Origin of the sequence: Faecalibacillus sp. H12 (genome assembly GCF_013361255.1) — a bacterium.
Taxonomy (GTDB): domain Bacteria; phylum Bacillota_I; class Bacilli_A; order Erysipelotrichales; family Coprobacillaceae; genus Faecalibacillus; species Faecalibacillus intestinalis.
On sequence record NZ_JABWDK010000015.1, the window covers coordinates 30,390 to 48,103 of the forward strand.

Genomic DNA, 17,714 nt, shown 5'->3' on the forward strand with positions numbered 1-17,714 from the left:
TTGTTTTATTTATAAAAAACTTCATGTAAATATAGTCCTTGTGGTTTAGCTTTAAATAAACACTTTTTTTGTCCCTTACTTTCTAGTAACTCTTCTAAAAATTCTTTAGTAATTCTGTGTGCCCCTACTTGAATCAAGCCACCAACTAAATGTCTTACCATATATCTTCTAAATCCATTACCTACAAGCTTAAAAGTAACAATACCTTGATTATTTTCAATTTCAATTTGATAAAGTGTTCTAATTGTATTGCCATATTGATCAACAGCACAAAAGGATGCAAAATCGTGTTCACCAATAAAAATTTTTGCAGCATTCCTCATTGCTTCTATATCTAATTCTTTTCCATATTGATAAATATAATTTGTTTCGAATGGAGAATAATCATTCATACTTAACATATAATGATATTCTTTCTTAATAGCAGAATAACGACTATGAAAATTTTCATCAACTAAGAAACTATCAATAATATAAATATCATTAGGTAAAAAGTGATTAATAGCCCTTTCCCATTGTTTTTCAGGCATTTCCCTTAAAGTATCAAAGTGAAAGACTTGTCTTCTACCATGAACTTTAGCGTCTGTTCGACCACTTGCATGAATAACAATATTTTCATCTTTACAAATATTTTTTATAGCTTTTTGAATTTCACCTTGAACTGTTCTAAATTGATTTTGAACTTGAAATCCGTGAAATTTACTACCATCATAACTTACAATACATTTTATTCTATTCATTACATAAAACTCATTATAATCACACCACAACATACACCTAATGTTATTAACATTGATAAAGTATCTAAATGCGTCCATGTTAAAACTTTGTATTTTGTACGTGTTGCTTCTGGATTATAATTTCTACTTTCCATAGCGTTAGCAAGTTCTTCTGCCCTTTGAAAAGCAGAAATAAATAAAGGAATAATTAATGAAATAATTGATTTTATTTTTTCCATGAAAGATCCCTCATTAAAATCCGCACCTCTACTAGCCTGTGCTTTCATAATTCTTTTCGCTTCATCTAATAAATCAGGTATAAATCTTAATGCAATTGAAATCATCATAGCAAGTTCATGCACTGGAAAATGAAATCTTTTTAATGGATTTAATAAACTTTCAATAGCTAGTGTTAATTCTAAAGGCTTCGTTGTAGAAGTCATTAATGTTGTTAAAGTAATAATCAATACAAGCCTTATAAAAATATAAGCAGTTTGTATTAAAGCACCTGAGTAGATACTAATACTTCCTATTTTTATTATAACATCACCTGTTTTCATTAAAAATATATTAAAAATCATCAAAAACAACATCATAAAGACCATCGGTTTTATTGCTTTTAAAATATGAGAAAGTTTAATTTTAGAAACTAACGAACATAATAAAACATAAATTGCTAAGATACCGTATCCTATAAATCCCGCATCAAAAAAAACAGATATTAAAAATATGAAAACAGCACATATTTTTAATCGTGGATCTAAACGATGAATTATTGAATTCCCCGGTATATATTTACCAAAAGTCATATTATCCATGAAGTTCACCACCAATCGCTTCAACTAAATCATCAATATCATTGATAGATGTATCTAGATGATATCCTTTTAGATTTAACTGAATAATAAGATTTGTGATTAAAGGTAAATCTATTCCTAAATTTAATAAATAATCACTATCTAGAAAAATATCTTTTACTTTCCCAGCTTTTTCAACTTGTCCGTCATTCATTACAACAACATTGTCACAATATTCTAAAACATGGTTCATATCATGAGTTACTAAAACTACTGTTTTACCCATTTCATGAATTTTTTTAAATAAATCCATCATTTCTTTAATCCCTGATGGATCTAATCCAGCTGTTGGTTCATCTAAAACAAGAATATCTGGATCCATAGCAAGTATTCCAGCAATCGCTACCCTACGTTTTTGACCACCTGATAAATCAAATGGGGACTTTTCTAAATAAGTTTCATCTAAACCTACCATTTCAAGAGATTTTTTAGCTATTTCTTTAGCACTATTTTCGTCAATTCCAAAATTCATTGGACCAAACATTATATCTCTTTCGATTGTTTCTTCAAACAATTGATATTCTGGAAATTGAAAAACAAGACCTGATTTTTTTCTAAGACTTTTTAAATTTTGAGGCTTATTATTTTGTGAAATAATATAATCATCTATTTTTATTTCTCCACTTGTTGGTAATAATAAAGCATTTATATGTTGGATAAGTGTCGATTTCCCACTACCTGTTTGTCCAATGATAGCTGTAAATGAACCCTTTTCTATTTTTAAATTCACATTTTTAAGTGCATAATATTCAAAAGGCGTATTATATCCATATATATGATCTAAACTTTTGCATGTAATTGACATAGTTGTTTCTCCAATTCTTCTACATCTAATGTATCTTTAATTTGATAACCTTTTTTTTGTAATTTTCTAGCAATTTTTAATGAAAAAGGAATATCTAATTTTAATTCTTTTAATAATTTTTCATTTGTTAATATTTTTTGAGGTTTGTCGCAATCTACAATCTCTCCTTTATTTAAAAGAATAACTCGGTCAGCATTTTTTGCTTCTTCAATATCATGCGTTATTGAAATGATTGTCATATTATTTTGTTTCTTTAACTCTTTTACTAATTCATTTATTTCTTTTCTACCTCGTGGATCCAACATACTTGTTGCTTCATCTAAAATAATGATAGATGGACTCATCGCTAAAATACCTGCAATCGCAACTCTTTGTTTTTGACCACCGGACAATTTAGTTGGTTCATGATCCAAAAAATTCTCCATTCTAACTACTTTAGAATACCTATTAATAAGTTCATCCATTTGTTCTCTTGGTACACAAATATTTTCTAGTCCAAAAGCTATATCATCTCTAACAGTAGCACCAATAAATTGATTATCTGGATTTTGAAAAACAATTCCTACTTTTTCTCTTATTTTATATAAATTTTCTAAATTTAATTGATAATCATCGATATAAATTTCACCAGATTTTTTTTCTAATAATCCTATAAGTAATTTAGCAATTGTACTTTTACCACTACCATTATGTCCTAAAATAGCTACATATTCACCTTTATGGATTTGAAAAGAAATATTGTTTATTGTTTGTAATCCAGGTTCGTATTCAAAACATAAATTTTCTACCTTAATTATTTCTTCCATTGTCTTCTCCTCATGAACGTGTTTAGTTCATTCTATAATTTATAAGGAAACAAGTCAAATAAAAAAGGACTGAATTTCTTCAGTCCAACATCATTATTTAGTTAATGATAAGATTGCCATTGGTGCATTATCACCTTTACGGTTATATGTTTTTAAGATAGTAGTATATCCACCATTAACATCTTTGAATTTAGGTGCAACGTCATCAAATAAGATTTGAACAGCTGTTTTTCCAGTTGCTTCATCAACAACTTTGTGCATATCTGCAGCAGCTTGTCTTCTTGCATGTAAGTCTCCACGTTTACCTAAAGTAATTAATTCATCAACAACACTACGAACTTCTTTAGCTCTTGTTACAGTTGTTTCAACTTTTCCGTATACAATAACTTCAGTAGCTAAACTACGTAACATAGATTTTCTAATATCTGAAGTGCGTCCTAATTTTCTATTTTTAGCCATGAGATTAACGCTCCTTTTCGAGTATTCTGAATTAATCGATAGGTTTAAATCCTAAACCTAATTCAATTAATTTTTCTTTAACTTCTTTTAATGATTTTTTACCTAAGTTTCTTACTTTAATCATGTCATCTTCTGATTTAGAAGCAAGATCTTGAACTGTTTGAATACCAGCTCTCTTTAAACAGTTATATGAACGAACAGATAAATCTAATTCTTCGATAGTCATATCTAATACTTTATTTGTAGTATCATTTTGAGTTTCAGACATAACTTCCATATTCATAGCCATATCAGTTAATTCAACAAACATATTTAAATGTTCAACTAAAATTTTTGCTGCTAATGAAATAGCTTCAAATGGTTTTAGCGAACCATTAGTTTCAACTTCTAATACTAATTGATCATACTTAGCACTTTCTCCAACACGAGTTGGTTCTACAGAGTAAGCAACTTTTTCAATTGGTGAAAAGATTGAATCTGTTGGAATAACACCAAGAGTGTTAATATTTACTTTATTTTGATCAGCAGATACATATCCACGATCTTTTTTAGCAAATAATTCCATATATAAGTGACCACCTTCTGCAACATGTGCAATTACCATGTCATTTGAAATCATTTTGACTTCAGCTGGACATTGAATATCAGCACCAGTTACAGTAGCAGGACCTTTTACATCAATAATCATTGTAGCAGTATCTTCACTGTCTACATCAAAAACTAATTTCTTAATATTTAAAATCATTGCTGTGACATCTTCAACGACACCATCAATTGCGGAAAATTCATGGATTGCTCCTTGAACTTTGATTGCATAAACAGCAGAACCAGGTAAAGAAGAAAGTAATACTCTTCTTAAGGCATTACCTAAAGTAATACCAAATCCTCTTTCTAATGGTTCAATGACGAACTTACCATAATTTTCAGTTTCGTCATAATGATCTATATTAAAGTTTGCTTTTTCGAATTTATGCATATGTTCCCTCCTCTATAGGAATGTTTTGTATTCTAATTTACTACAATAATACTATCCACGAGGACGTTTTGGTGGACGACAACCGTTATGTGGAATTGGTGTTACATCATTAATTGAAGTAACTTCTAATCCAGCAGCTTGTAAAGCTCTAACTGCTGCTTCACGTCCTGGTCCTGGACCTTTTACATTTACATCTACAGTTTTTACTCCATGTTCCATAGAAGCTTTAGCTGCAGCTTCTGATGCCATTTGTGCAGCAAATGGTGTTGATTTTCTTGATCCTTTGAAACCTAATGCTCCAGCACTTGACCAAGTTAATACATTACCATGTTCATCAGTAATTGTTACAATAGTATTATTGAAAGTAGAATGAACGTGTGCAACACCTTTTGCAATATTTTTTCTTACACGTTTTTTACCACGTGTTTGTTTTACTCTAGCCATTTCCTTTCAACCTCCTATTATTTTTTCTTTCCTGCGATTGGTCTAGCTTTACCCTTACGAGTTCTAGCATTAGTTTTAGTTTTTTGACCACGAACAGGAAGTCCTTTACGGTGACGCATACCTCTGTAGCTTCCGATTTCCATTAAACGTTTGATGTTTAATTGAACTTCTCTACGTAAGTCACCTTCAACTTTAATTTTTTCAACTTCTTTTCTGATTTTTGTAACTTCTTCTTCAGTTAAATCTTTAACTCTTACATCTTCACTGATACCAGTAGCTTTTAAGATTTCTTTAGCTGTAGATTTACCGATACCATATACATAAGTTAATGAGATAACAACACGTTTATCACGTGGGATATCTACACCTGCAATACGAGCCATTTTGTTTCCTCCTAAATACTAACCTTGTCTTTGTTTATGTTTTGGGTTTTCGCAAATAATCATTACGCGCCCTTTTCTTTTAATTACTCTGCATTTATCACACATTGGTTTTACAGATGGTCTTACCTTCATCCTGTCTACCTCCTTTTGGAAGATTTTTTATTTATGTCTAAATGTAATTCGCCCACGTGTTAAATCATATGGAGATATTTCAACGGTAACTCTATCCCCCGGTAAAATGCGAATGTAGTGCATACGGATTTTACCAGAAACGTGAGCAAGAATTTCCACTCCATTTTCTAAAGCCACTTTAAACATTGCATTTGGTAATGTTTCTAAAACAGTAGCTTCTACTTCAATAACGTCATCTTTTTTTGCCATCGTTCTTCAACTCCTTTTATTAAAGTTTTGTAAGAATTCTATAACCGTCATCAGTAATGACGATTGTATGTTCATAATGAGCAGCTAACGAATGATCCTTTGTAATAACAGTCCACCCATCATCAAGAGTAACTGTTTCTTTTGCTCCTAAATGTGCCATTGGTTCAATAGCCAAACACATACCTTTTTTTAATCTAGGACCTCTCCCAGGAGCTCCGTAATTAGGAACAGCGGGATCTTCGTGAACGTTTGTTCCAATCCCATGACCAGTATAATCACGAGGAGTAGTACATCCGTTTTTAGTAAGATATTCTTCAATTGCATGTGAAATATCAGAAAGTCTAACTCCTGGTTTTACTTGTTCTAATCCAGCAAATAAAGCACCTTCACAAACATTCATAAGTCTTTTTGTTTCATTGCTTACATTTCCTACTGCATAAGTCCAAGCACTGTCACCATGATATCCTTTGTAACATGCTCCAACATCAACTGAAATAATATCTCCATCTTTTAGCTTTCTATTACTAGGTATTCCATGTACTACAACTTCATTAATTGAAGTACATACACTATTCGGAAAACCATAAAGATGTAGAAAGGAAGGTGTTGCACCATGTTCCCTAATTATTTTATCACAAATTTGATCAATTTCGTTAGTAGTTATTCCCGGTACAATAACTTCTTTCAATTTTTCATGAACTAAAGCAACAATTCTACCTGCTTCAGTCATTAATTCAATTTCTCTATCATCTTTAGTAATTATCATTAATAAACCTCCAGGCTTTCATCGATATCATAAAGACGTTAAACATAACTTCTTAACTTTGATAACTGCTTCTTCAAAATTAATTTATTTCTTTAGATATTTATGAATCCATAAAAGAAATCATTATTATTTACGAATATAACCATGATATTCTTTTCTAGTAATATATGTTTTGATTTGTTTTACTGTTTCAAGTGCAACTCCTGTAACGATAATCAAACCAGTACCACCAAGTGATAGGTTTGCATTTTCAGTTTGTGTCCAAATAATTGGAGTAATAATTGGAATTGCAGCAATAATACATAAAGTAAGCGAACCAGCAACAGTTACTTGATTAAGAACTCTTTTAATGAAGTTCTTAGTTTCAATACCAGTTCTTACACCAGGTATTGATCCACCATTTTTCTTCAAATCATCACTAATTTTTTCAGCATCAATTTGTAAGTTTGAATAAAAGAAAGTAAATCCTATAATCATTAAAATATATAAACAGAAACCAACAGGTTCTTGATAATTAAATATAGTATTTATCATCTTAGTTGTACTAGATGCTTTCATGAAACTTACTATTGTTCTTGGTGCTGCTAGTACTGAAGAAGCAAAGATTACTGGTAAAACACCTGAACTATTAATTTTAATAGGCATATGTGTTTGTTCCCTAGTTCTCATTGTTACACTTGTACTAGATGCATAATTGACTGGGATTTTTCTTATTGCGCCTTCAGTAAATACTACAAAGACTACAATTGAAAGATAAACCACAACAAATAATACATACCAAGCAATATCTAACCACATTCCACTATCATAAGTGACGAGGTTATCATAAGTTGTTAAGAATGCATTTGGTAAGTTTGAAACAATTCCTGTAAAGATTAGTAATGAAACACCATTACCAATTCCTTTTTGAGTAATTTGATCACCTAACCAAATAGCTAACATACTTCCAGCCATCATAATGAGCACTACATAAATATATGACCAGATTGAAGTATCAACTAATATATTATAACTTGTATCAAAGGCATAAGTTAAAACTCCACCTTGTAACGCAGCTAATAATAAAGTTAATACACGAGTAACACGGTCTTTTTTCTTCTTACCTGTGTTACCTTCTTTACGCCAGCGTGTTAACGCTGGAATAACATCCATCGATAATAATTCAATTATAATAGATGATGTAATGTATGGTGAAACACCTAAAGCGAAAAGAGAAAATCTTTCCAAGGTACCTCCACCAAGTAAATTCATGATTCCGAAAATTCCATTTGTAGCATCACTACTACTTAATGAACCTACATTAACACCTGGAATTGTAATTCCTGCACCTAAACGGTACACGAATAAAATTCCAAGTGTGAAAATGACTTTTCGACGAAGCTCACCCTTTTTGAATACATTCTTCAAAAAAGTTAACATCTTAAATCACCTCAGTTTTTCCACCTGCAGCTTCAATTGCGGCAACAGCTGATTTAGAGAATTTAGCAGCTTGAACAGTTAATTTCTTTTCAATAGCTCCATTTCCTAATACTTTAACACCATCTAATTCTTTTTTGATGATTCCTGCTTCTTTTAACGCAGCAGCGTTAACTGTTGCACCATCTTCAAATTTATTTAAAGTTTCAAGATTTACGATAGCATATTCTTTACGAGTAAAGTTTGTAAATCCTCTTTTAGGTAAACGCATGAATAATGGAGTTTGTCCACCTTCGAATCCTGGTTTTTTACCTCCACCAGATCTAGCTCCTTGACCTTTTTGACCTCTACCTGCTGTTTTACCATTTCCTGAACTTGTACCACGTCCAACACGTTTTCTTGCTTTACGAGCACCTTCAGTATATTGTAATTCGTGAAGTTTCATTGTTACACCTCCTATTATTTTTCTTCAACTGTTACTAGGTGTCCAACTACTCTAATCATACCTTGAGTAGTAGGGTTATTTTCTAATTCAACAGTTTTATTAATTTTAGTTAAACCTAAAGCTTTAAGAGTCTTTCTTTGATTTGGTAAGCAACCAATTGGACTCTTTTTAAGTGTAATACTTACTTTTGCCATTTTGTTTGCCTCCTATCCAAAAATTTCATCAACAGTTTTTTCTCTTAATTCAGCAACTTCATTAACTGTTTTTAATGAAGCTAATCCTTGCATTGTTGCTCTTACCATGTTGATTGGTGTTCTAGAACCAATACATTTAGATAAGATATCACGGTAACCAGCTAATTCAACAACAGCACGAACTGGTCCACCAGCGATGATTCCAGTACCTTGAGATGCTGGTTTAATAAATACATTTCCTGATCCGTAAACACCGTTTACTTCATGAGGAATAGTACCATGTACAGAAGGTACTTTGATAACATTACGTTTAGCATTTTCACATGCTTTTCTGATTGCATCAGGTACTTCGTTAGCTTTACCAGTACCAAATCCAACTCTACCTTTTCTATCTCCAATAACAACTAAAGCAGCAAAACGCATTCTACGTCCACCTTTTACTACTTTTGTTACACGGTTAATAGTAACAACACGTTCTTCAAATTCTTTTTCTTCTCTTCTTGGTGCTCTTCTTTGACCATTTCTTCTTGGTTTTCTTTCACCATTGTTAGTTCTTGGTTTACGTTGTTCCATATTGACCTCCTTCTAGAATTCTAATCCAGCTTCTCTAGCAGCTTCTGCTAATGCTTTTACACGACCATGATAAATATATCCACCACGATCAAATACTACATTTTTAATTTCTTTTGCAATTGCTCTTTCTGCAATTTCTTTACCTACTGCAGTTGCAGCAGCAATGTTTCCACCGTTTTCTAATTTCATTTCAACGCTTGATGCGCTAACTAATGTAACACCATTGACATCATCAATAATTTGAGCGTGAATATGAGCATTTGAACGGAAAACATTTAAACGTGGACATTCTGGAGTTCCACTAATTTTTCTACGAACTCTAGCATGACGTTTTAAACGTACATCATTACGAGATTGTAATTTAGCCATAAAGATAGCTCCTTTCTTACTCTTAGACTACTTCTTACCAGCAGTTTTTCCTTCTTTTCTGATGATTCTTTCATCACTATATTTGATACCTTTTCCTTTATAAGGTTCAGGTTTTTTCTTAGATCTAATTAATGCAGCCATTTGACCAACACGTTCTTTATCAATTCCAGAAACTACGATAGTATTTGGATTTGGAGTTTCAACTTTAACTCCTTCTTCAGCTTCGATTTCAACTTGATGTGAGAAACCGATATTTAATACTAATGTATTTCCTTTCATTTGACCACGGTATCCAATACCAACGATTTCTAATGTTTTAGAATATCCATTATGAACACCTTCGATCATGTTAGCAAGTAAAGCTCTTGTTGTACCATGTAATTGTTTTACATGTTTTTCTTCACTACTTCTTACTACAGTAATTTCATTACCTTCTTGTTTGAATGAAATTGCTGGAGAAAATTGTTTCACTAAAGTCCCTTTTGATCCAGTAACTGTTACTGTGTTATCATCAGCGATTTCAACAGTTACTCCTTCAGGTACAGTGATAATTTTATTACCGATACGAGACATCAGTTATACCTCCTGTATAATTTTTTTATTACCAGATATATGCTAATACTTCTCCACCAACTTGTTTAGCTCTAGCTTCTTTATCAGTCATTAAACCTTGTGAAGTTGATAGAATAACAATACCTAAACCATTTAATACTCTAGGAATTTCGTTTACTTTTGCATATACACGTAACCCTGGTTTAGAAATTCTTTTTAAATCAGTGATTACTTTATCTTTTCCTCTATATTTTAAAGTGATAATAATGTTTGATTCAGCACCTTCGCCTTCAACTTTATATCCTTTAATGAACCCTTCATTTTTTAAGATTTCAGCGATTCCAACTTTTAATGTTGAAGTAGGAATACTTACTTCTTCTTTTAACGTATTATTTGCGTTACGGATTCTTGTTAACATATCTGCAATTGGATCTGTCATTACCATTTGCGTGTCCTCCTTCCAATACGGATTATTTTATCATTACCAACTTGCTTTTTTTACACCAGGAATTTCACCTTTATAAGCTAATTCGCGGAAGCAAATTCTGCAAAGTTTGAACTTTCTAATTACTGAATGTGGTCTACCACAACGTTCACAACGTGTGTATTCACGTACTTTATATTTTTGAGGACGTTGTTGTTTCACTTTCATTGATGTTTTAGCCATTTATTAAGTCCTCCTTATTTATGGAAAGGCATTCCTAATTGAGCTAATAACTCATGACCTTCTTCATCAGTTTTAGCTGTTGTTACGAATACGATATCCATTCCTCTTAATTTGTTTACTTTATCAAAATCAATTTCAGGGAAGATTAATTGTTCTTTAACACCTAAAGTATAATTTCCTCTTCCATCGAATGAGTTATTTGATACACCTCTAAAGTCTCTTACACGAGGTAAAGATACATTTACTAATTTATCTAAAAATTCATACATTCTTTCACCACGTAAAGTGACTTTACAACCGATTGCTTGACCTTCTCTTAATTTGAAACCAGCAATTGATTTTTTAGCTCTAGTGACAACTGGTTTTTGACCAGTAATTAATGTTAATTCATTAACTGCATCATCTAATAATTTTGAATTAGATACTGCATCACCAACACCAATATTTAATACGATTTTTTCGATTTTTGGTGCTTGCATTTTAGAAGAATAATTGAATTTTTCCATTAACGATTTAACTACTTCGTTTTCATAACGTTCTTGTAAACGATTCATTTGCTATCTCCTTTCAATTATTTCTTTTTCTTAGAATCAACTTCTGCACCTGTTTTTTTGTTAACACGTACTTTAGTTTTCTTTCCATTTTCATCTACAGATACTTTATATCCTAATTTAACTGCAGATTTTGATTTTGAATCATAGAATGCAACATTAGAAACATGAATTGGAGCTTCTTTGTTAACGATTCCACCTTCAGGATCAGCTTGTGAAGGTTTAACATGTTTTGTTACCATGTTTACTCCTTCAACGATTACTCTTTCTTCTTTAGCAAGAACTTGTAACACTTCACCTGTCTTACCTTTATCTTTACCTGCGATAACTACAACAGTATCACCAACACGGATTTTCATGTGCCACGCCTCCTTATAATACTTCTGGAGCTAATGATACGATTTTCATGAAATCAGCATCTCTTAACTCTCTTGCAACTGGTCCAAAGATACGAGTCCCTCTTGGAGACTTGTCATCTCTGATAATAACACAAGCGTTATCATCAAATTTGATGTAAGATCCGTTTTCACGTCCTACAGCATATTTAGTTCTAACGATAACAGCTTTTACTACTTCACCTTTTTTAACAGTACCATTTGGAGCTGCTTGTTTAACTGTTGCTACAACAACATCTCCAATACTACTTGTTTTTCTATTTGACCCACCTAAGTTACGAATTACTAATACTTCTTTAGCACCAGTATTATCAGCAACTTTAAGTCTACTTTCGTTTTGAATCATTCCGGTTACCTCCTTTTAGAGTCTATTAAACTGTTTCTGCTTTTTTTACGATTTCTACTAAACGGAAACGTTTTGTAGCAGATAATGGTCTTGTTGACATGATTTTAACTGTATCTCCAACTTGAGCAGTGTTGTTTTCATCATGTGCATGAAATTTTGTAGATGATTTCATACGTTTACCATATAACTTATGTTTTACATGTGTTTCAACTAGCACTGTAATAGTTTTATCCATTTTAGTAGATACAACTGTACCAGTATAAACTTTACGATTATTTCTTTCCATTTGTATCTCCTCCTATTGGTTTAATTCTCTTTCTCTAATCACTGTTTTAATACGAGCGATTGTTTTACGAACTTGTCTAATACGTGCAGTGTTTTCTAATTGTCCTGTAGCTTGTTGGAATCTTAATCCAAAAAGCTCTTTTTTGTATTCTTCAACTTTAGCTAATAAAGCTTCAGTATCTAATTCTCTAATTTCTTGCGCTGTCATAACTATTCACCCTTTCCAATGATTTTACATTTAATAGGTAATTTATGAGATGCAAGTCTTAAAGCTTCTCTTAATGTAGCTTCATCTAAACCAGCAACTTCAAATAATACTCTACCAGTTTTAACTACTGCTACCCATTCTTCTGGAGAACCTTTACCTGATCCCATACGTACTTCTAATGGTTTTTTAGTTTTAGCTAAATGAGGGAAAATTCTAATCCATACTTTACCACCACGGTTCATATAACGGTTGATGGCAATACGTGCTGCTTCAATTTGACGAGAAGTAATCCAAGCACCTTCAGTTGCTACTAAACCAAATTCACCAAATGATACTTTGTCTCCACCTTTAGTTCTACCTTCGTAGCTAACACGGTGAGGTCTTCTGTATTTTGTTCTTTTAGGCATCAACATGATTATTTATCCCCTTTCTTTTTTTCAGGAAGGATTTCTCCCTTACAAATCCAAACTTTAACTCCTAATTTACCATAAGTTGTATCTGCTTCTGCAGTCGCATAATCGATATCAGCTCTTAAAGTATGAAGAGGGACATTCCCTTCAGAGTAACCTTCAGCACGAGCCATATCAGCTCCACCTAAACGTCCTGAAACATTAGTTTTAATTCCTTTAGCTCCAGCTCTCATTGCTCTTTGAATAGCACGTTTTTGAACAGTTCTAAAAGATGCACGATTTTCTAATTGTTCTGCAATATTGTTTGCTACTAATTGAGCAACAACATCTGGATTTTTAATTTCAACAATGTTAATGAAAACTTGTTTACTACTTACTAATTTAGATACTTCTTTTCTTAAAGCATCAACTGCTTCACCATCTTTACCGATAACTACACCAGGTCTAGATGTGTGAACAAAAATTGTTACACGATTTTTTGATCTTTCGATTTCAACTTTTGCTACTGAAGCTGTTTTAAGTTTTTTAAGAATATAATCACGAACTTTAATATCTTCATGTAATAAACCAGCGAAATCTTGATCATTTGCGTACCATCTTGAATCCCAATTACGGTTAACACCAACACGTAAACCTACTGGACTTACTTTTTGACCCATTCTAGTACCTCCTATCTTTCATCAACCACACAAGTAATGTGGCATGTTCTTTTTAAAATTCTTGTTCCGCTACCTTTAGCTCTTGCAGCGAATCTTTTTAAAATTGGACCTTCATCAACGAAGATTGCTTTAACATATAATTTTTCTGCATCTGCATCATTGTTGTATACTGCATTTTGAGCTGCAGATTTAACAACTTTTGAGATTGCAGGAGAAGCAGCTTTATTAGTATATTCTAAGATACCAAGTGCTTCTTTAACTGTTTTACCTCTTACTAAATCAACTACTAATCTTGCTTTTTGAGGTGATACACGAATTGTTTTAGCTACTGCTTTTGCTTCCATGTTCTATTCTCCTCTCTATTTCTTTCCTTTTTTATCGTCAGCATCATGACCATGGAAAGTTCTAGTTGGAGCGAATTCTCCTAATTTATGACCAACCATGTCTTCAGTAACGTAAACAGGAATATGTTCTTTTCCGTTATATACTGCAAATGTATGTTCGATAAATTGAGGGAAGATTGTTGAACGTCTTGACCAAGTTTTGATAACTTCTTTTTTACCTGATTCATTTAACGCTTCTACTTTTTTCATTAAATGAGCATCAACAAATGGTCCCTTTTTTAAACTACGTGCCATTTTTTCTTTCCTCCTTATTATTTACCATTGCGACGACGTACGATTAATTTAGTCGAAGCTTTTTTGTTCTTTCTAGTTTTAACACCCATAGCTTTTTTACCCCAAGGAGTCATTGGTGCTTTACGTCCGATAGAAGTTCTACCTTCCCCACCACCATGAGGGTGATCATTAGGGTTCATTACAGAACCACGAACTGTAGGTCTAACACCTTTCCATCTCATACGTCCTGCTTTACCATAGTTTACTAAACCATGATCTTCATTTCCTACTACACCAACTGTAGCTCTACATACTGATAATAATTTTCTAACTTCACCAGATGCAAGTCTTACAGTTACATATTTTCCTTCTTTACCTAAGATTTGAGCAGACACACCAGCAGATCTTGCGATTTGTCCACCTTTTCCAGGTTGCATTTCAATATTGTGAATTACAGTACCTTCAGGCATATTTCCCATTGGTAATGCGTTACCAACTTTGATATCTGCTTCTTCACCAGAAATGATTTCCATTCCTACTTCTAACCCTTTTGGAGCTAAAATATATCTTTTTTCACCATCTACATAGTTAATTAATGCGATGTTTGCTGATCTATTTGGATCATATTCAATAGTTGCAACTTTACCTGGGATATTATCTTTATTTCTTTTGAAATCGATAATACGGTATTTTTGTTTGTGTCCACCACCATGATGACGAGTTGTGATCACACCTTGGTTGTTACGTCCACCGTTTTTAGATTTTTTTGCAACTAAAGATTTTTCAGGTTTATTAGTTGTAATTTCTTCATAAGTTAATGAAGTCATATTACGACGACCGTTTGTCACTGGCTTATATGTTTTAATTGCCATCTTTAGTTTCCTCCTGTTTTTCTTATCTGGAACGAGTTATTCCAATATTTTATCAATTAATCTTCATCAAAATAATTGATTGAGTTTCCTTCAGCTAATTTAACGATAGCTTTTCTTCTTTTGTTAGTTTTACCTTCATATCTACCCATTCTTTTAGCTTTAGGTTTAACATTCATGATGTTAACTTTTTCAACTTTTACATTGAATAATTTTTCAACTGCGATTTTAACTTCTGTTTTGTTAGCGTCTAAATCTACATCGAATGTATATTTATTTTCTTCAGTTTGAAGAGCTAATGACTTTTCAGTAAGTACTGGTTTTTTTAATACATCTGTCATGTGTGCCATTATGCTAATACCTCCTCAACAGCTTTAATTGCAGCTTCAGTCATAATTAACTTATCGCTGTTTAAGATATCATAAACATTAACATGTTTAGCATCTAATAACTTAACTCCTGGAATATTGCTTGCTGATTTTTCAACATTTAATGTGATTTCATCAACAACGATTAATGTTTTTACTGGAGCATTTAAGTTTTCTAATACTTTAACCATTTGTTTAGTTTTTGGAGCTTCGAATGAAATTCCATCGATTGCTGTAAATTCATTATCTTGAACTTTTGAAGATAATGCTGATTTTAAAGCTAATCTTCTAACTTTACGGTTTAATTTGAATTTATAACTTCTTGGTGTAGGACCGAAGACAACTCCTCCACCTCTCCATTGTGGAGCACGTGTTGAACCTTGTCTAGCTCTACCTGTACCTTTTTGACGCCATGGTTTTCTTCCACCACCAGCAACTTCAGTACGGTTTTTAACTTTATGTGTACCTTGTCTTAAAGATGCTCTTTGTAATAAGACCATATCAAACATAGCTTGTTTATGTGGTTCAATACCGAAAACTGCTTCATTTAATTCTAAGTCTTTAACTTCTGCACCTTCTTGGTTAAATACTTTTACGTTAAGCATTCTCATTTCCTCCTTCTTCAAATTATTCTGCAGCAGCTGCTTCTACAGCTTCTTCTACTACAGTTTCTTCAACTTCTTCTGGAGTGTAATCTACTAATTCATGTACTGGATTTACTTGACCAGCTTTTTTGATAGCAGTTTTAACAACAACTAAACCTTTTTTAGGTCCTGGTACTGAACCTTTGATTAATAATAAGTTGTTTTCTGGATCTACTGCTACAACTTCTAAGTTTTGAATTGTACGAGTTACATGTCCCATTTGTCCTGGTAATTTTTTACCTGGAGCGATTCTGTTTGGAGCGATTGGTCCCATTGAACCAACAATTCTATGAGCTCCTGAACCATGTCCTTTAGGACCAATGTGTTGTCCATGTCTCTTAATAACACCTTGATAACCTTTACCTTTTGAAGTTCCTGTTACATCTACGACTTCACCAGCTACGAAGCTATCAACAGTAATTTTATCTCCAACTTCATAACTCATCATTTCGTCATAACGAAATTCTTTAATGAAGCGCTTAGGAGCTGTGTTAGCTTTGTTTGCAATTCCTTTTTCAGCTTTGTTTGCTAATTTTTCTCTTTTATCTTCGAAACCAACTTTTACAGCATCATAACCATCAGTTGCAACTGTTTTCTTTTGTAATACTACATTTTCAGTAGCTTCTACAACAGTAACTGGGATTAAAACACCATCAGTAGTGAAGACTTGAGTCATTCCAATCTTACGACCTAAGATTCCTTTCATGAGTTACACCTTTTACCTTTCTTATAATTTAATTTCAATATCTACACCGCTAGGTAATTCTAATCTAGTTAAAACATCAACTGTTTCTGGTGTAGGATTCACAATGTCGATTAAACGTTTGTGAGTTCTAATTTCAAATTGTTCACGTGAATCTTTATATTTGTGAACAGCTCTAAGGATTGTATATACTTCCTTTTCAGTAGGTAATGGTACTGGACCAACTACTTGAGCACCTGATTTTTTTGCAGAAGAAATAATTTTTTCTGCTGACGCATCTAGAATTTTATGATCAAATGATTTTAATCTAATTCTGATTTTATTATTTGCCATGATATTCTCTCCTTTCAAATTCTTATAGGATTTGATTCACTCGTTACGAATTACCTGAAACATGCCGTTTCATGACAACGCTTTTCGGTGTTTCAGCAACCTCGCACTTCTCCGTGACATCAACATGGGTATTATATGATAATTATACCCATAATGCAATACTTTTTTTTATTTTTTTATAAAAAAATTTACAAAGAAATAATTTTGGATAAATAACCATCTTATTAATAGAATAGATACTAATTTTGAACTTCTAGCTTTTATTATTTAATAAAAATAATCGTTCATAAATGGATAGTTATTAAAGCAAGTTACCTCTAAATGAAATAATCAATAAAAAATAGATCAATGCTTACATTTGATCACTATAAAAAATAGAATATTTAATATCAATAATCAAATACATACTAAAAAAGTCATACCGCAATGGTATGACCTGTCAAGGATCATGTAAAAACATAAAAAAAAGAAGGAACTGGCAACGAGCTATTTTCGCACAATGTACTATCTTCGC

The 17,714-nt window shown here is 32.3% G+C and carries 33 protein-coding genes; all 33 read right to left on the bottom strand.

Annotation, left to right across the window (positions count from 1 at the left end):
• Positions 1–5: 5 nt before the first annotated feature.
• The 33 genes from truA to rpsJ all read right to left on the bottom strand — a co-directional run bounded on the left by truA (position 6) and on the right by rpsJ (position 17,200).
• A complete protein-coding gene (gene truA / locus HUU89_RS09935; RefSeq protein WP_175301660.1) occupies positions 6–740 on the bottom strand; it encodes a tRNA pseudouridine(38-40) synthase TruA in 735 nt (244 codons plus the stop codon).
• Positions 740–1,537: an energy-coupling factor transporter transmembrane component T family protein gene (locus tag HUU89_RS09940; RefSeq protein ID WP_175301661.1), complete on the bottom strand. Its 798-nt coding sequence runs from the start codon at positions 1,535–1,537 to the stop codon at positions 740–742. The genes truA and HUU89_RS09940 overlap by 1 nt, the downstream gene beginning before the upstream one ends.
• Entirely contained in the window at positions 1,530–2,381 is an 852-nt protein-coding gene (locus HUU89_RS09945) for an energy-coupling factor transporter ATPase (protein ID WP_147580642.1), read from the bottom strand. Before HUU89_RS09945 ends, HUU89_RS09940 begins: the two co-directional genes overlap by 8 nt.
• A complete protein-coding gene (locus tag HUU89_RS09950) occupies positions 2,357–3,187 on the bottom strand; it encodes an energy-coupling factor transporter ATPase (protein ID WP_147580641.1) in 831 nt (276 codons plus the stop codon). Before HUU89_RS09950 ends, HUU89_RS09945 begins: the two co-directional genes overlap by 25 nt.
• A gap of 93 nt (positions 3,188–3,280) precedes the next feature.
• Positions 3,281–3,646: a 50S ribosomal protein L17 gene (gene rplQ, locus HUU89_RS09955; protein WP_022001373.1), complete on the bottom strand. Its 366-nt coding sequence runs from the start codon at positions 3,644–3,646 to the stop codon at positions 3,281–3,283.
• A gap of 31 nt (positions 3,647–3,677) precedes the next feature.
• Positions 3,678–4,622 (bottom strand): DNA-directed RNA polymerase subunit alpha, encoded by a 945-nt coding sequence (locus HUU89_RS09960; RefSeq protein ID WP_032089450.1) that lies wholly within the window; start codon positions 4,620–4,622, stop codon positions 3,678–3,680.
• Between the two features lie 51 nt (positions 4,623–4,673).
• Positions 4,674–5,066 carry a 30S ribosomal protein S11 gene (gene rpsK, locus HUU89_RS09965; RefSeq protein ID WP_022001371.1) on the bottom strand — a complete coding sequence of 131 codons (393 nt, stop codon included), beginning with the start codon at positions 5,064–5,066 and terminating at the stop codon, positions 4,674–4,676.
• Between the two features lie 17 nt (positions 5,067–5,083).
• A complete protein-coding gene (rpsM, locus tag HUU89_RS09970) occupies positions 5,084–5,449 on the bottom strand; it encodes a 30S ribosomal protein S13 (RefSeq protein WP_022001370.1) in 366 nt (121 codons plus the stop codon).
• Between the two features lie 18 nt (positions 5,450–5,467).
• On the bottom strand, positions 5,468–5,581 hold the full coding sequence (rpmJ, locus tag HUU89_RS09975; protein ID WP_022001369.1) for a 50S ribosomal protein L36: 114 nt from the start codon (positions 5,579–5,581) through the stop codon (positions 5,468–5,470).
• Between the two features lie 27 nt (positions 5,582–5,608).
• Positions 5,609–5,830 (bottom strand): translation initiation factor IF-1, encoded by a 222-nt coding sequence (gene infA / locus HUU89_RS09980; RefSeq protein WP_022001368.1) that lies wholly within the window; start codon positions 5,828–5,830, stop codon positions 5,609–5,611.
• Positions 5,831–5,849: 19 nt separating this feature from the next.
• Positions 5,850–6,596, bottom strand: a complete 747-nt coding sequence (map, locus tag HUU89_RS09985; protein ID WP_022001367.1) for a type I methionyl aminopeptidase — start codon at positions 6,594–6,596, stop codon at positions 5,850–5,852.
• A 126-nt stretch (positions 6,597–6,722) separates the two neighbouring features.
• Positions 6,723–8,015: a preprotein translocase subunit SecY gene (gene secY, locus HUU89_RS09990; RefSeq protein WP_032089448.1), complete on the bottom strand. Its 1,293-nt coding sequence runs from the start codon at positions 8,013–8,015 to the stop codon at positions 6,723–6,725.
• A gap of 1 nt (position 8,016) precedes the next feature.
• Positions 8,017–8,457, bottom strand: a complete 441-nt coding sequence (gene rplO, locus HUU89_RS09995; protein WP_032089447.1) for a 50S ribosomal protein L15 — start codon at positions 8,455–8,457, stop codon at positions 8,017–8,019.
• Between the two features lie 14 nt (positions 8,458–8,471).
• Positions 8,472–8,651, bottom strand: coding sequence for a 50S ribosomal protein L30 (gene rpmD / locus HUU89_RS10000; RefSeq protein WP_022001364.1), 180 nt, complete (start codon positions 8,649–8,651; stop codon positions 8,472–8,474).
• Between the two features lie 12 nt (positions 8,652–8,663).
• The gene (rpsE, locus tag HUU89_RS10005; protein WP_022001363.1) at positions 8,664–9,224 is read right to left on the bottom strand and encodes a 30S ribosomal protein S5; all 561 of its coding nucleotides are present in this window, start codon (positions 9,222–9,224) and stop codon (positions 8,664–8,666) included.
• 12 nt (positions 9,225–9,236) lie between these two features.
• Positions 9,237–9,593 (bottom strand): 50S ribosomal protein L18, encoded by a 357-nt coding sequence (gene rplR / locus HUU89_RS10010; protein ID WP_022001362.1) that lies wholly within the window; start codon positions 9,591–9,593, stop codon positions 9,237–9,239.
• A gap of 27 nt (positions 9,594–9,620) precedes the next feature.
• The gene (rplF, locus tag HUU89_RS10015; RefSeq protein ID WP_032089446.1) at positions 9,621–10,166 is read right to left on the bottom strand and encodes a 50S ribosomal protein L6; all 546 of its coding nucleotides are present in this window, start codon (positions 10,164–10,166) and stop codon (positions 9,621–9,623) included.
• A 28-nt stretch (positions 10,167–10,194) separates the two neighbouring features.
• Positions 10,195–10,590, bottom strand: coding sequence for a 30S ribosomal protein S8 (rpsH, locus tag HUU89_RS10020; protein WP_022001360.1), 396 nt, complete (start codon positions 10,588–10,590; stop codon positions 10,195–10,197).
• A gap of 36 nt (positions 10,591–10,626) precedes the next feature.
• Positions 10,627–10,812, bottom strand: coding sequence for a type Z 30S ribosomal protein S14 (locus tag HUU89_RS10025; protein WP_003536834.1), 186 nt, complete (start codon positions 10,810–10,812; stop codon positions 10,627–10,629).
• A 14-nt stretch (positions 10,813–10,826) separates the two neighbouring features.
• Complete coding sequence (gene rplE, locus HUU89_RS10030; RefSeq protein WP_022001359.1) at positions 10,827–11,366, bottom strand: 50S ribosomal protein L5; 540 nt, start codon at positions 11,364–11,366, stop codon at positions 10,827–10,829.
• 17 nt (positions 11,367–11,383) lie between these two features.
• Positions 11,384–11,722, bottom strand: a complete 339-nt coding sequence (gene rplX, locus HUU89_RS10035; RefSeq protein WP_032089445.1) for a 50S ribosomal protein L24 — start codon at positions 11,720–11,722, stop codon at positions 11,384–11,386.
• 13 nt (positions 11,723–11,735) lie between these two features.
• Positions 11,736–12,104 carry a 50S ribosomal protein L14 gene (gene rplN / locus HUU89_RS10040; RefSeq protein WP_032089444.1) on the bottom strand — a complete coding sequence of 123 codons (369 nt, stop codon included), beginning with the start codon at positions 12,102–12,104 and terminating at the stop codon, positions 11,736–11,738.
• Between the two features lie 25 nt (positions 12,105–12,129).
• Positions 12,130–12,390 carry a 30S ribosomal protein S17 gene (rpsQ, locus tag HUU89_RS10045; RefSeq protein ID WP_022001356.1) on the bottom strand — a complete coding sequence of 87 codons (261 nt, stop codon included), beginning with the start codon at positions 12,388–12,390 and terminating at the stop codon, positions 12,130–12,132.
• Between the two features lie 12 nt (positions 12,391–12,402).
• Positions 12,403–12,597 carry a 50S ribosomal protein L29 gene (gene rpmC / locus HUU89_RS10050; RefSeq protein ID WP_022001355.1) on the bottom strand — a complete coding sequence of 65 codons (195 nt, stop codon included), beginning with the start codon at positions 12,595–12,597 and terminating at the stop codon, positions 12,403–12,405.
• Positions 12,598–12,599: 2 nt separating this feature from the next.
• Positions 12,600–13,010 carry a 50S ribosomal protein L16 gene (gene rplP, locus HUU89_RS10055; protein ID WP_022001354.1) on the bottom strand — a complete coding sequence of 137 codons (411 nt, stop codon included), beginning with the start codon at positions 13,008–13,010 and terminating at the stop codon, positions 12,600–12,602.
• A gap of 2 nt (positions 13,011–13,012) precedes the next feature.
• Complete coding sequence (gene rpsC, locus HUU89_RS10060) at positions 13,013–13,666, bottom strand: 30S ribosomal protein S3 (protein WP_022001353.1); 654 nt, start codon at positions 13,664–13,666, stop codon at positions 13,013–13,015.
• A gap of 11 nt (positions 13,667–13,677) precedes the next feature.
• Complete coding sequence (rplV, locus tag HUU89_RS10065) at positions 13,678–14,010, bottom strand: 50S ribosomal protein L22 (protein ID WP_022001352.1); 333 nt, start codon at positions 14,008–14,010, stop codon at positions 13,678–13,680.
• A 15-nt stretch (positions 14,011–14,025) separates the two neighbouring features.
• On the bottom strand, positions 14,026–14,304 hold the full coding sequence (gene rpsS, locus HUU89_RS10070; protein WP_022001351.1) for a 30S ribosomal protein S19: 279 nt from the start codon (positions 14,302–14,304) through the stop codon (positions 14,026–14,028).
• 17 nt (positions 14,305–14,321) lie between these two features.
• A complete protein-coding gene (gene rplB / locus HUU89_RS10075; protein ID WP_022001350.1) occupies positions 14,322–15,155 on the bottom strand; it encodes a 50S ribosomal protein L2 in 834 nt (277 codons plus the stop codon).
• Positions 15,156–15,211: 56 nt separating this feature from the next.
• Positions 15,212–15,502, bottom strand: coding sequence for a 50S ribosomal protein L23 (rplW, locus tag HUU89_RS10080; RefSeq protein WP_022001349.1), 291 nt, complete (start codon positions 15,500–15,502; stop codon positions 15,212–15,214).
• Positions 15,502–16,125 carry a 50S ribosomal protein L4 gene (gene rplD, locus HUU89_RS10085; RefSeq protein ID WP_022001348.1) on the bottom strand — a complete coding sequence of 208 codons (624 nt, stop codon included), beginning with the start codon at positions 16,123–16,125 and terminating at the stop codon, positions 15,502–15,504. Before rplD ends, rplW begins: the two co-directional genes overlap by 1 nt.
• A 22-nt stretch (positions 16,126–16,147) precedes the next feature.
• Positions 16,148–16,870, bottom strand: a complete 723-nt coding sequence (rplC, locus tag HUU89_RS10090) for a 50S ribosomal protein L3 (RefSeq protein ID WP_022001347.1) — start codon at positions 16,868–16,870, stop codon at positions 16,148–16,150.
• Positions 16,871–16,891: 21 nt separating this feature from the next.
• A complete protein-coding gene (gene rpsJ, locus HUU89_RS10095) occupies positions 16,892–17,200 on the bottom strand; it encodes a 30S ribosomal protein S10 (protein ID WP_022001346.1) in 309 nt (102 codons plus the stop codon).
• Positions 17,201–17,714 lie beyond the last annotated feature (514 nt).